General features: G+C 41.8%; 16 protein-coding genes and 1 pseudogene. 4 read left to right on the top strand and 13 right to left on the bottom strand.

The features are described 5' to 3' along the window. Window positions 1–8: 8 nt before the first annotated feature. The 10 genes and pseudogenes from LC608_RS23545 to LC608_RS23590 all read right to left on the bottom strand — a co-directional run bounded on the left by LC608_RS23545 (window position 9) and on the right by LC608_RS23590 (window position 5909). Entirely contained in the window at window positions 9–1631 is a 1623-nt protein-coding gene (locus LC608_RS23545; protein ID WP_229555876.1) for an AAA family ATPase, read from the bottom strand. Next, on the bottom strand, window positions 1628–1879 hold the full coding sequence (locus LC608_RS23550; RefSeq protein ID WP_229555877.1) for a hypothetical protein: 252 nt from the start codon (window positions 1877–1879) through the stop codon (window positions 1628–1630). Before LC608_RS23550 ends, LC608_RS23545 begins: the two co-directional genes overlap by 4 nt. A 33-nt stretch (window positions 1880–1912) precedes the next feature. After that, on the bottom strand, window positions 1913–2125 hold the full coding sequence (locus LC608_RS23555) for a DUF2997 domain-containing protein (RefSeq protein WP_229555878.1): 213 nt from the start codon (window positions 2123–2125) through the stop codon (window positions 1913–1915). 2 nt (window positions 2126–2127) lie between these two features. Beyond that, window positions 2128–2577 (bottom strand): DUF1257 domain-containing protein, encoded by a 450-nt coding sequence (locus LC608_RS23560; RefSeq protein ID WP_229555879.1) that lies wholly within the window; start codon window positions 2575–2577, stop codon window positions 2128–2130. A gap of 106 nt (window positions 2578–2683) precedes the next feature. Then, window positions 2684–3208: pseudogene (locus LC608_RS23565) on the bottom strand (hypothetical protein); the annotation flags it as partial. Window positions 3209–3330: 122 nt separating this feature from the next. Beyond that, window positions 3331–3603 carry a hypothetical protein gene (locus LC608_RS23570; RefSeq protein WP_229555880.1) on the bottom strand — a complete coding sequence of 91 codons (273 nt, stop codon included), beginning with the start codon at window positions 3601–3603 and terminating at the stop codon, window positions 3331–3333. A gap of 98 nt (window positions 3604–3701) precedes the next feature. Then, window positions 3702–4259: a hypothetical protein gene (locus LC608_RS23575; RefSeq protein WP_229555881.1), complete on the bottom strand. Its 558-nt coding sequence runs from the start codon at window positions 4257–4259 to the stop codon at window positions 3702–3704. Window positions 4260–4379: 120 nt separating this feature from the next. Next, window positions 4380–5108 (bottom strand): hypothetical protein, encoded by a 729-nt coding sequence (locus tag LC608_RS23580; protein WP_229555882.1) that lies wholly within the window; start codon window positions 5106–5108, stop codon window positions 4380–4382. 212 nt (window positions 5109–5320) lie between these two features. Continuing rightward, on the bottom strand, window positions 5321–5485 hold the full coding sequence (locus LC608_RS23585; RefSeq protein ID WP_229555883.1) for a hypothetical protein: 165 nt from the start codon (window positions 5483–5485) through the stop codon (window positions 5321–5323). Between the two features lie 91 nt (window positions 5486–5576). Beyond that, on the bottom strand, window positions 5577–5909 hold the full coding sequence (locus tag LC608_RS23590; RefSeq protein ID WP_229555884.1) for a helix-turn-helix domain-containing protein: 333 nt from the start codon (window positions 5907–5909) through the stop codon (window positions 5577–5579). Between the two features lie 21 nt (window positions 5910–5930). Here LC608_RS23590 and LC608_RS36950 point away from each other — a divergent pair, with 21 nt between their 5' ends. Next, complete coding sequence (locus LC608_RS36950; RefSeq protein ID WP_258169775.1) at window positions 5931–6053, top strand: hypothetical protein; 123 nt, start codon at window positions 5931–5933, stop codon at window positions 6051–6053. Between the two features lie 139 nt (window positions 6054–6192). Continuing rightward, window positions 6193–6540 (top strand): hypothetical protein, encoded by a 348-nt coding sequence (locus tag LC608_RS23595; RefSeq protein WP_229555885.1) that lies wholly within the window; start codon window positions 6193–6195, stop codon window positions 6538–6540. On the opposite strand, the gene LC608_RS23600 is transcribed toward LC608_RS23595, so the two are convergent. Further along, window positions 6537–8948 carry an FAD-dependent oxidoreductase gene (locus LC608_RS23600; protein WP_229555886.1) on the bottom strand — a complete coding sequence of 804 codons (2412 nt, stop codon included), beginning with the start codon at window positions 8946–8948 and terminating at the stop codon, window positions 6537–6539. The genes LC608_RS23595 and LC608_RS23600 overlap by 4 nt on opposite strands. 602 nt (window positions 8949–9550) lie before the next feature. Between LC608_RS23600 and LC608_RS23605 the strand changes: the two genes are divergently transcribed. After that, window positions 9551–10087 carry a hypothetical protein gene (locus tag LC608_RS23605; protein ID WP_229555887.1) on the top strand — a complete coding sequence of 179 codons (537 nt, stop codon included), beginning with the start codon at window positions 9551–9553 and terminating at the stop codon, window positions 10085–10087. Window positions 10088–10137: 50 nt separating this feature from the next. Here the strand turns inward: LC608_RS23605 and LC608_RS23610 are convergent, their stop codons facing one another. Then, a complete protein-coding gene (locus LC608_RS23610; RefSeq protein WP_229555888.1) occupies window positions 10138–10827 on the bottom strand; it encodes a thermonuclease family protein in 690 nt (229 codons plus the stop codon). Window positions 10828–10962: 135 nt separating this feature from the next. Next, a complete protein-coding gene (locus tag LC608_RS23615; protein WP_229555889.1) occupies window positions 10963–11115 on the bottom strand; it encodes a ribbon-helix-helix protein, CopG family in 153 nt (50 codons plus the stop codon). Window positions 11116–11505: 390 nt separating this feature from the next. On the opposite strand from LC608_RS23615, the gene LC608_RS23620 reads away from it, so the two are divergent. Beyond that, window positions 11506–11838 (top strand): hypothetical protein, encoded by a 333-nt coding sequence (locus LC608_RS23620; RefSeq protein WP_229555891.1) that lies wholly within the window; start codon window positions 11506–11508, stop codon window positions 11836–11838. Window positions 11839–11939 lie beyond the last annotated feature (101 nt).

Consider the following 11939-nt stretch of genomic DNA (forward strand, 5'->3'; position numbering starts at 1 on the left):
ATTGTTTCTCAGTTCATGTTGCGAAACTTAGCAGCACGCAAAGACTGAGTTTTCGCTGCAACTACAGGACTGCTAGCTCGTCGTGCGGTAGATGCCCAAGCCTGCATTCGCTCAACTGCCGCCGCATCCTGAATTGCAAGTGGGGTAATGGTTTGACGACAGGTTTCGAGGTCAGCAAGTGTTACCTGCTGCGGTCTACCCTCATCGAATGCCAGCAGAGCAGCTTCCGAAGCAAGGGTTTCCAGTTCTGCTCCTGAAAATTTCGCGGTATTAGCTGCGATCGCTTCCAAATACTCCTCTTCCACTGCTATAGCAAATCGCTCCAGGTGAATCTTGAGGATTTGACAGCGTTCTGGTTCGGTTGGTAGATCAACAAAAAAGTTTTCGTCAAATCTTCCTTTCCTCTTGAGTTCACTTGGTAGAGCAGATGGGTCGTTGCAAGTCGCCACAACGAACACCCCCGCCGTACACTCACTCATAAATGTGAGCAGATTTCCCAGAATACGCTGGGAAACTCCACTTGTGTCACCAATCCCCGAAAGTGCTTTTTCTATCTCATCAACCCATAATACGCATGGGGCAATAGCTTCAGCCGTTTTAAGTGCGCGGCGGACATTGCCCTCGGACTCGCCAACGAGTGATCCTAAAAGGGAGGCAATGTCTAGTTGTAGGAGTGGTAAATTCAGTATAGTTGCGATGTTTTTAGCAAGTAAACTTTTACCAACTCCGGGAGGCCCCGCTAACAATACACCTTTGGGTTGCGGCAGATGCAGCTTACGCGCTTCTTGAGTGAACAGTCGCTGCCGACGAGTCAACCATTCGCGCAGCAAATCGAGTCCGCCAAAGGGGATAGTTGCAGGTTTTCCCAATTCGATACCCATCTGAGCCAACAGACGGGTTTTGTACTCGACTATCAGAGGTGTGACTGTGGCATCAATCAAAATACCATTCCGGCTCAGACGCTCTTTGACAGTTAGCCGCAAAAAATCGCTGACTTCCTCTAACGTCAGTCCCAGCGCTGCCCGTGCAAAGGTTTCTTTTTCTTCATAACTCAGGGACACTCGAAATGTGACATCCTGCTCAGTAGCAGATTCTTCAAGAAAAACTAGATATGACTCGAAGTGGTCTTGAATTTGGTCAATACTAGGCAGTGGCACTTCACACCAAGGGATCAACCTGACAAGAGTTTCGTGCAGTTCGATGTTTTGACCCAGCAGCACGATCCGTTTTTCTGTCGGTTTGAGCCGATGGTAAAGGTTTTTCACTCTGGTCAAGATTTCCCAACTCATCTGTGGCGAGTTCTTCCCAAGAAATGGGTGTATGTCCCCCAGAATAAACACGCCAACGCCATCAAAGTTATTGATATAGTCGAATACGAACAGCAACGGATCTGTATGAGCAGGTCTTTTGTACTCTGGCACTGGCTTAAAGACCAGTCCACCATCCGGTGCAATCAGGCATTGCTCCAGGCTGGATACTCCCAGGTTCCAAAAGAAAACTGGACTGTTGAGTTTTTCTTTAGCTTCAGTAGTCAGCCACTGAATAATCGTCGCTTCATCAGGAGACAGGACATCAACCGCAGCAATGGGGATTTGTGAATCGAGCGTGGAGAGCAGATTTGAGAGTTTCATTGTTTTTGATATGGTAGTGGAGCTAATTCATCGTGAGTATTAACAAGTCTCACGACTACTTCATAAACTTCGGCATTGCCGTCAAAAACCTCAGCCATCCCATTGCGCTCTTGTTGGGCAATGGCAGAAACAATGGCATTCAACAGCACACACAATCCTTCAGTATTCGCTTTGATGATCACGGGCTGGCGTGTTTTCTGTTGTGCGTAAATGTGAACAAATGGGTATTCTTTAGCTAATTCGTTCATGATGTTTTGGGGGGACTTAACGCCCCCTATCTTTTACTGACGTAAACGTGTTTGACTGCTGTTCGTAGTCCGAAGTTGTTGGGTTTGGGCTTCGTCCTTGTAGACGCGATCGCTCTCGCTCACAACTCCCAATGCGGATTCAAATGGTTGCGTAGCTGATAGACAACTTAGCCCCTCGAACCCCTCCGCTTCCACTCGAACTTCACCTGTAGCATTGTCGAAATGAATCAAAACTGAACGTTCCATATTTATCTCCTCACGTACTGTTGAACTTCCTGATGTCCGGCAAAAGTTAGGCGTAGGGTTTGCACACTCCCGTTAGTTTCTTCAGCGATCGCACATTCACCAAACCTTTCTTGTAACTCGGCGGCTTTAGCTCTTACCAAACGTTTACCGTAAGCCAGCATTAGTTTATTGCTGAAAAAGTCTTTGCCCAGCTTCGGAACTGTTTCATAACTGTCGTGTATAACGTCGTACACGCCGCTTGACTGATTCCACTTGAATCCGATGTCTGCACGGGCTTGAATTGTGCGACCAGACACGATAATTTCAGCACTTTGTCCTTGAGAGCCACCGTAGTATCCTTTTAGTGACTGTGCTGTTTCGTGAACTTGCGGTGATAGGTTTAGATCCGTGAGTGCAAAAATAAGACATTCACGGTTAGTGAGTTTAGTTTTAACTGTTGAGAAATGTGACATGAGAATTTTGTTCCTATAGTAGAAGTGCGGTATTCTTTTTGAGATGTACTGCATTTTTCGTTAAGGTACTTAGTCTTGGGCGAATGCACCCACCCAAGACTGTTTTTTACCGGAACTTAAACGACATCACGGTAGCTTTCGATAAGCCTACGTCGCCAGTCGCTAGCTCTTGGAGATTGCGCTGTTCGTCTAACAACTTGATCCGAATTTCTTCCATCTTTTGCTGTAATTGACTGCGCCCATCACTGCCCAGATTCTTAGCTTCAATCGCTGGCTCGTTAACGATAGAATCCAAATGCTCCATCATCTGCTGTAAACTACTGCCAGCTTCCGGGGATGCATTTGCCAGTAACACCCGCACTTTCATCAGGTGTTTTTCCATCTTTTTTTTGAACTGCACCGGCTTACGTCCTGGCTCCCAGTCGCTCAATTCTTCAAGGAGTTGCGCCGCCAGTTGTTCACCGCCAGCGATCGCTGATTCCCGTAGCCTTTGCTCCAGATTTTGGTCATACTGTTGTATGAACTGGGTAATCTGGTCTAGACATTCGGCTTGCTGCTGATTGAGTTGTTCCGACAAAGCGGGTATAATCACCGGACGACCAATAACAACTTGCAAATAGTCTTCGAGGTCGGTTTTTCTCTACAGTCAGATTTAATTAGTCTGACTGTAGAGTTTTTCACGCATAATCTGATTCTTCTTTCGTCAACGTTTTCGTTAACTCTGCGTTAATTAGTGATTGAGAGTGACAAATCTTACAGATAGAAATGCTCAAAGATTTGATTGAGTTTTTCCTTTAATTCATCAGGCAGAGCCTTAAAGTCAAACTCTTCGGAGTCCCAAACTTCATCAAGGCTTGTAGACTCATCGATAATATTTGCAATCAAACTCGAGTCATCGTCGTACTTCCAGCCATTTGCTAAAAGCCACGGTAGAACTCCCTCAGATTGCAATAGTTTCTCAATGTCGAACGAGTCAGAAAACTGCTGTAAGTTTTCGATACTAGGGTGAACGATTGTTGTAGTCATTTATTGTGATTGGTAGTAGTGAGTACACAGCACAGCAAGCTGTAGACAAAGCTTGAGTCACTTATAACTACAATCTCTCAAGCCCTGTTTACAACGAGTTAAAACGCCATCTCATTCGCAGCCTTTGTCACAGCTAAAGCCTGTTTACTGACCTCGCGCCAGTTCGTTTCCTCGCTGTAGGATGCTATAACTAATTCCGACTCTACCCATACGCGACAGAACAATACATTTTCATCTGTCGTCCCTGGCTGCGGCTGTAGTGTGATGGGAGAATATAATTGTTGTGGAGTAAGAGTTGCGATCGCGGCTAATACAGATTTAGCAAAGTGAGTATCATGCCCACTTTCTAATATATAGGGTCTGTCTGCTTGAATTGTAATCAGCAACTTGTAAACTTCTTTTCCTCTGCGCTCACACTTCTCGAATTTCAGTTCTTTTAGATATCCAGTTAAGGCAGTTTGGGTAATCGCACTTGCTTCACTGTTGTTTAGGGTATACCACAGTGAACCATTGTGACGATTGCAGTAGATTTTGCAACTGCCTGCATCAGAATGCAATCCCAGTTTCGGTTTATTGATTGCTGCAACTAACTGCTTGAGTAGTTCCTCTTGGCGCATCAAGAGAGCAAATAATTCTGATGTTTGTTCAGGGGTCATGTATTTTTACCAAAAGCATTTCACTTTCGCATTGGCGAAGCCATAGACTTCTTAAAGCAGCAGGCGCGACCGATGTAGATTTCGGTCACGCCTACTATTTCATTTACGCCGCTATTCCCTCTATCTGTGCCAAATCGGAGTCTGTGAACCCACCGCAATCAAGAGGCTCGTCTGAGGATGGCTAATATTCCCGTAGCTGTTCCTATCATTAGCCGTTAGTCGATCAAACGGCTTATCCAGCAGTTCCTCACGAGATGGTTGCGTCAGTTCTATCATCGACAATACCCACACCGCATCAAGGGCAGAATCACACGGGATTTTCTGCTGATGCACTGAAGTTGCCCGAATAACCCACCAACGACCATTAGTACAGCCTACTTCACCAAGCTTTTGCTCGTGGTCGTAGATACCATCGTCTAGGATTTCAAACCCGTACTTTTCGCATTCATCAGCAATCTGTACCATGATTTCGTTCCCCGTTGTAGCGACTGGGGTTTCTTCTTCTTGTATGGGCAGTGTTCCGCGCTGGTAATGCCATGTGATATAGCTGTGGCATCTTTTAAAAGTGTTCGCGCGATGGATCTCCTCACCATTGACCATCACTATCCAAGGTTGCGTTAGGTCATCGTCGTGGGTAATGCTAGCTACGAGCTTTTGACCTGCATAGAATTCGTGATCTTCAAACGAAATCTCTACTGATCTCAATTCTTCAACTGGTTTAACGCAAGAGGTTACAGTTGTTGTTTGTGGCATAATAGTTATCTCCGTAATAGGAATAAAGGCGATCGCAGTGTTTCTCAGGCAAGCGATCGCCTTTTGATTTACATGAACAACGTTGTGCTTGCACAACGCTCAATCTAGAATTGGCGAAGCCTCATAAAGTAATTCCAAGGCAAAGCGTATTAGATCGTGTCAAAACACCAGACAGCACTAAGCTGTAGAGAAGATATTGGGATGTTACCGTGTCCTCTGTACAGCCGCGTGGTAACAATTCAAAAGGCGATTGAAGAGTTCACAATCGCCTTTGTTCTGCAAAGATTGAAGTTTTTTACAACCAGTTTTTAGACTTGGTTGGTCATCGGAATCATCTCCGGTGGCTTGAGCAATACAAGTTTAAAGCTTCCGGCTGCTAGTCCCGGTGGCGGCTGGTTATTGTGGTTTCGTATCGTTAACTCGATTTGTAAGGGTTGAATTTTGAGCGCTTCTTTGTTTTTCAAAAGAGGCATCGCGCTCGTCTCCTCTCTTATGATTACTATATTACTACGCTCACCAGTGGTTGTCAAGTAGTTTTTACTGGTAGGCGTAGTAGATGTTCTCTTAACCGTTGTAATCTATGTTCCAAATAAGTGAAGTGATATCGCCATCTAAAGCAGCACAAAGTTTCTCTAGAATTTCTGTACTAACAGTCATCTGAGTTGGTTTTTTTGGTTTGTTAATAAAGACGTGAGGAGTCTCTAGCTGTTGAATATAAGCCACAGAAACTCCCACAGCATCAGATAGCTTTTGTCTACTATATCCAGCTTTTTCTCTAAGCTCCCTAAGTTTTTGGGCATTTTCTTCATTCCACCTAAACGCAGCGATGGGTGTTACATCTACTGTGATATTCATTTTTACTTTAATTTTATTTTCACTGCGCTCGCCAGTTGACATGATAATATTATTAATATACTGGTGTCAACCATAAGGCTACACCAAGCAAAGGTGAAAGCGATCGCTTGCCCATTAGCAATGCGATTATTTCAGCCTGCGTCAACTGGAGAAACACAACACCTGTTCAAAGACTCTTACGGTTAATTTGCTCAAAGCCAAGTGAAAGTCACAAAGAATTCATTGCCGTAGAGATAAGAAACCGAAATCTAAAACTACTTAACTAGCTTTGAGAATCCAGGCAAGGTTTAAGAATGGCTCTCACCAGCAGTAATCGTGGAAGGGCTTGAAAGTTGATATTGCTACCCTAATCTCTACCGACAGAAAGATTTATACAAAGGACAAGAGGTTTAAGGTAGGTACAACCAACAGTAACGCAAGGAAAAAACAAATGAATCTACCTGCAACTGTTAGCACAAAACTCCAGAAAAGTGCGGCATTTATATTGCTTTCTCTAGCTTTAGAGATTCCGTCGCTTCCCGAAGAGTGTCAAACAAAAGAGAGTTGTTTGTTCCCTTGCTCACTTCTGTCTGCTAAAAAAGCGCAGAATACACTAAAATTTACTCATTTAGGCGGTTGTTTTTCGGTTTTTAAGTCAAACACTGCTGTAAAACAGTTTCTTTCGGGCTGCTAGAAAAAATCTTTCTTAGTATTGTAGAAATTGGTAGAATTGGCTACCTGATATTCCTCTTGAAGGGTTGAAAAGTCATGATGGCTCAAAACAATAGCAATGGCAATATCCCTCATACTTTGTGATTTTTCCAGTCTTTCTCCCAAATAAATCTGCCAATAAATTTCCACATCACTTTCAAGAACTGGTTTCTGAATTTCTGTAACAACACCATTCTGCTTTGGATGAATCGAGGAAGCGCTGTACTTCCACTCATTTCTATCTTTGAGAATGATATCAGGCGAATCACCTATCTGTAATTGGAGATGTAACTCGTTTAGACGTAGCCCCTGATATATGTAAAACATTCTTGATACAAGCGCTTCCGGGGGGCGTACAGCTACTTCCATTAGGATTGCTTCTTCGCTAAGAGAAGGTAGTAATAAATCAATATTGAGTACACCATTTTTAGGGTAATTGTGTTCTAAACTTTCTAACACATCACTTGAAAATTGCCAGAGTTTCTGAAATTCTGGTTCTTCTTCTCTAACAATAATATTGCCGATTTGATGACCATAAATGAACTCATCATTAGGTCGATACTGCTTGCAAGCAGCGAAATAACAAGGCTGACCGTTTTTTATAACAACACTTGTATTGTATAACTGACCTCTAATGAATTCATTCATCTCAAATTCTGAATCTGAATCTACATTGCTTTCACACCAAGCTTTCAAATCATCAACAGTATAGATTATTCTGCTTTTTTCACTTCCGACTCTGATAACTGGTTTGATCAAAATGTGATTACCTAGTTCTTCTAGAACCAACTTTAAGTATGAAACCGGCTCTTTACGGTATTGGTCTTGAGCAAAAATCAGATACTTAGGCACCCGAATCAGGGAATTTTTGAGGGCAGATTTGAGGTAACTCTTATCAGTAAATTGCTGGATCATCGTTGGGTGATCGCCCGGCAGATTTAGAGCTTCACGCAACTGTGCAGTTAACAGCACTGAATACTCATCGTTGGTGACAATTCGGCAGTTGTCATCTAATAGTTTATACTCAGTCTTAATCTGTTGATAGGTTTGGAACAGATTTTGTAAATTATAAGGTTCTACAATCTGCACAATATCCAAATACTGATACTGGGAGGGTACAACCTCACTGAGTCCTCGCCTACTACAGAGTAGAACTAGATTTCTATTATCTGAGCAGATATGCCTAAAATCAGTTTTGCTCGAAAGCATATCATGTAGCACAAACACAGTCTGCTTATTGCTATCTATCTTACTACTATGTAAAGCAACTGGATTTGCCTCTTCGCAGAGCATTTGTTGTACTAAGTGGACAATTTCTTGTGAACATCCCCATGACAACGTTACGCCTGACCCTCCATGTCCATAATTATAAAATATGTGTGTGTTTAAAACTCTTTCCACACAAACATTTTCCGATGTTAATGGTCGTAAACCAGTCCTAACAGGCTCCTTCTCATCTAGGGGGAGTTCTTTTAATTCTGGTAGAAACTCTAAACAACCATCATACATCTGTCGAATAATTGGAACCTCAAGAGATAAGTCTGTACCCCATTGGTCTTGCTGCGTTAATCCTCCTAAGACCACCAAATCATCCCCTCTAGGAACTATAAAAATGATGTCTTGCTCATTTAAAGAAGATTCTTCATGGGAAATGCAATGAGCATCCTTCACAACTTTCCCTAGATTTTTAACCCTGACAAGTGCGCCCCTCACGGGATACATGGAACTATCCCCTGTAGTTGCTATTGAACCTAGCCCAGCACAATTAACAATTGCCCTTGCATTAAACCGGCTAAGTAGTTCCTGTTCGTTTTGAACTACATTGACAGTGATTTTCTCCTGGATAATCTCACATCCAATATCCTTTACATATTGAAGTAGCCAATTCATGTAAACATCGGTATTTGTCATCGGAGCCATGTGTTTATAAGCATCTTTTATACCTCCTTGAAAATTCAAATCAATCGTTTTTTTGACAATATGTAAACCTCTTTCAAATCCATCAACTTTATCCTTCAACTCATTCATTTTGCTTAGATCAGCAGGTCGATTTTCCAAAACATCCTTAAAATAGAAATACCCATCCCTCAAATAAATCCCTGTTTTTTCTGAACCAAACTCTGTGTGTATTTTCTTGAATTTATTATAGGTAGTCATACACCAGTCTTTAGAGCGTTCCAGCGATCTAGGAGATCCATGACGACCACAGACTGCTGGAGGCCATTCCCATAATGCACCTGCCACAATAGAGGTTAAATCTGGGGCAAAACGATCTGCAACAATCACAACATTAAAATCTGCCTCTCTCAGACATATAGCAGTTGTTAGACCACTGACTCCTGCTCCAATTACTAAAATGTTCGTATCATTTTTCGGTAATGGCTTGTTCATCAAAGGTTATCTCAATTTTTTGTACTACAAAATAAATGCATTCTCTTGCACATTACTAATATTAATTTGGGCGCTTTTGGGCTGACGCAGCGTTAAGGAATTCTTAGCATTTGACATTTGCTGCTACAAAAATTATTTATCAATGTTTTCGATTAAAAACTAAGTATAAGCAGTATTAATAATTCTGAAAATGAGTGACTATTTTGAGTACTAGTTCAATGATGGATGAGCTTCTTAGTACAATATTTAATAAATTTGTGACTAATTGAGCAACCTACTGGTTAGGCTTTAAGAGACTCGATAAGACTACGAACTTGTAAATTTCTTACTTACAGTATGTCTGTAAAGGAAGACAGTCTCCCAATACATCACTCATCACTCCAATCGCCTATATCAGCATCGCTTTCGGCAATAAAAGAGAAAATCAATTTGGGAAGCGATGAACTAGGACTGCTAGAGCAAAAGAGAGAGGAGTTCGACTTCAACCTTCGACTAGCTTAAATCAACACATTGCACACTGAGTATATAAAAGTAAAAGGCGAAATATTGTTATTGGCAGCCAAGGTGCGGGGAGGATGTTAAAGCCAGATTAAACTAAGAGTATGAGAATTGGTATTTTCGGGCAGATGACAGTTAATAATGGATGGATTCTAACGCTTTTTATTCTGATTATAAGCCTGCTAGCTCTTGGCTATGGTTTTGGTGTCAAAGCTCGACGTTTACCCTTTACGGCAGAAATTGGGTATAACCAGCAGCAATGGCAATTTCTGCGATGGTGGGTCAAATTAGCCTCCTTTGCTGGAGTTTTGTTACCGATGTGCTTGTTAGCTCTGGCTTGGAAACAACCATCTTCATGGGTATTTTGGGGAAGTTACCTGTTGATAGTCGCCGTACAACTCATCTCTGAACGTGTTTTTAGTCGCTTCCTAGTGCCAAGTATTGTCGTACCCATTGGCTTTTTTTACACAGCTTTTCGGTTGTGGCAACTGCTAGATGGATTCACACAATTAACATTTTCCTATTTGACATTAGTGGGTTTTGGTGTAGTCGTATTGTTTTGGGTTGCTAACTTAATAATGTTGATGGTGATGGCCATTCCAACGGTCTTTAAAGGTTCGGAGTCAATTTCACAATCTTGATTTTGATGAAACATTTTTACTGCCTAATTAAAAGCTGTGTTTCGTTGTAGTTATTTTTCGCACCCAATCCCATCTCCATCTCGGTCAAAACTATGAGGGTCAGGTGGCAAGACTCTAAACCTTCTTTGCGTAATATCTCGGCAATCCAAATCGGGTGAATTCTTTGGAATGCAAAAATCTGGGTAAGCAGGGTCGCAGTTATTCTGTTGCTGTCCTTGAGTTGGTACTGAAGTTGCCCGTTGAGCAGTTTTGTGGCGGAAGTCCCAAGGCATCACAGGATTGGACTGACTCCAAAATGCTAAACGCTGTTGTTTAGCGTAATTTTCACCTTGCAACAAGCTATCTTTAGACTCCCGACAACCTTTGAGATACTGACGATAAACTACAGCTTGCCCTTCTTGCACCATATTCACATTGATACTGCGATTCTCTACATAAATCTCTGCTACCAATCGTTTATACTTATCAGTCTCAACGGGGCGTAGAGTAATGGCTTGTCCTACTGGCAGCAATTGTTTAAGTCTTGCAGATGATTGTTGACCCCAAGGATTCTGTTTCATCTCTGGTGCATCAATGCAAGCAAGGCGGACTGTTACAGTTTTGTTACCAGTTTTTACCCGTATGGTGTCACCGTCACCTACGCTTACAACTGTAGCGGTAAGATTGTTGGCAAATACGGGTAACGACATTTGAGCTACAAGCAAAGCGCCAACACCAATCAAGCGAGCTTTAAAAACCATTTGTACTAAAAATCACTATTAACTTCTTTTAGGATTCCCAATTCAAGCCAAGCGATCGCTAATTAATCCACAAATTAATTTTATGTTTTAAAGTAGAAAATATTATCCAGTCTACTTTTCTTTAATTCTAGGTTTTTACTCTTTATCTTCAGTAGCCAGAGAACGAATTAATTCCCGGATTACATCGGTTGCTGGTCTGCCAGTCATTGAGCAGTATTTTTCCAGCTTCTCTGCTTCACTTGAGGTGAGATTGATTGTAAGTCGTTTAGCAGCCCATTTTTTATTCATAATAGATATTAGAAAAGTTTGATTTAGCAACTACTTCTCTAATATCAATCACTTAATATGTTATTTAACATGGGGCTACTACTGGCTTTTAATTTAAGAGATGATGAAGCAAACTAATATGTTTTTGGAAATAATAGTGAGGACGTAAAGTCTATTTTAGAGAATGAAGTTCTAGCTCATTAAAACCAATAATTATTAAGACATTATCAAGAAAGGATAAAATACTCTCACACAAAATAGGTACTCTGGTCAAGTAAGTTTTTATCGTTTCTTAAAAAACATTCTTTTGCATTTTGATATACATTAGCATCCATTGCCAAAGCACTCTTGTTGGAGAGATTAAAGCGATTGAGGAAGCGATCGCTTGTGACAAAGCAGTACACTGGTACTATGCCGAAACTTCCAGAGTGCGATCGCTGTCTCCTGTATGCTCATAACCCTTACCTCGTCTGTGCTGTCCATCTTGATGGGGTAGACGGCGACAGCTGCTTGGACTTTCGAGAAGACGCTAACCTTGAACCGGAGGAGTTATGGCAACCAGAAGGCGCAACTTATTATAACGGCGAATTGATTTCACAGCCCCGGCAACACTGGACACGGGAACAGCAGCTAGAACTGATTGACTGGCATCCGATGTTTACTGGTAGATGCCCCCAGTGTAGTGCTGAATTTGATCGGGACTGGTCAGCACGGGTGCCAGGGCAAACGCATCTTATTTACTAATAAAAACTAAGAAAGATTTCAAAATGACATAAATAATTGTAGAAATTAAGTAAATAATAAACAAAGTAAATCAATTATTTTCGCAATCTGTGAATTAGCTT

This window comes from Nostoc sp. XA010 (assembly GCF_020829625.1).
GTDB lineage: Bacteria > Cyanobacteriota > Cyanobacteriia > Cyanobacteriales > Nostocaceae > Nostoc.

What these genes read in the sequence shown, in the direction of transcription:
- LC608_RS23545 (WP_229555876.1), bottom strand. Translation starts at nt 1,631, where the DNA reads ATGAAACTCTCAAATCTGCTCTCCACGCTCGATTCACAAATCCCCATT.
- LC608_RS23550 (WP_229555877.1), bottom strand. Translation starts at nt 1,879, where the DNA reads ATGAACGAATTAGCTAAAGAATACCCATTTGTTCACATTTACGCACAA.
- LC608_RS23555 (WP_229555878.1), bottom strand. Translation starts at nt 2,125, where the DNA reads ATGGAACGTTCAGTTTTGATTCATTTCGACAATGCTACAGGTGAAGTT.
- LC608_RS23560 (WP_229555879.1), bottom strand. Translation starts at nt 2,577, where the DNA reads ATGTCACATTTCTCAACAGTTAAAACTAAACTCACTAACCGTGAATGT.
- LC608_RS23570 (WP_229555880.1), bottom strand. Translation starts at nt 3,603, where the DNA reads ATGACTACAACAATCGTTCACCCTAGTATCGAAAACTTACAGCAGTTT.
- LC608_RS23575 (WP_229555881.1), bottom strand. Translation starts at nt 4,259, where the DNA reads ATGACCCCTGAACAAACATCAGAATTATTTGCTCTCTTGATGCGCCAA.
- LC608_RS23585 (WP_229555883.1), bottom strand. Translation starts at nt 5,485, where the DNA reads ATGCCTCTTTTGAAAAACAAAGAAGCGCTCAAAATTCAACCCTTACAA.
- LC608_RS23590 (WP_229555884.1), bottom strand. Translation starts at nt 5,909, where the DNA reads ATGTCAACTGGCGAGCGCAGTGAAAATAAAATTAAAGTAAAAATGAAT.
- LC608_RS23600 (WP_229555886.1), bottom strand. Translation starts at nt 8,948, where the DNA reads ATGAACAAGCCATTACCGAAAAATGATACGAACATTTTAGTAATTGGA.
- LC608_RS23605 (WP_229555887.1), top strand. Translation starts at nt 9,551, where the DNA reads ATGAGAATTGGTATTTTCGGGCAGATGACAGTTAATAATGGATGGATT.
- LC608_RS23610 (WP_229555888.1), bottom strand. Translation starts at nt 10,827, where the DNA reads ATGGTTTTTAAAGCTCGCTTGATTGGTGTTGGCGCTTTGCTTGTAGCT.
- LC608_RS23615 (WP_229555889.1), bottom strand. Translation starts at nt 11,115, where the DNA reads ATGAATAAAAAATGGGCTGCTAAACGACTTACAATCAATCTCACCTCA.
- LC608_RS23620 (WP_229555891.1), top strand. Translation starts at nt 11,506, where the DNA reads ATGCCGAAACTTCCAGAGTGCGATCGCTGTCTCCTGTATGCTCATAAC.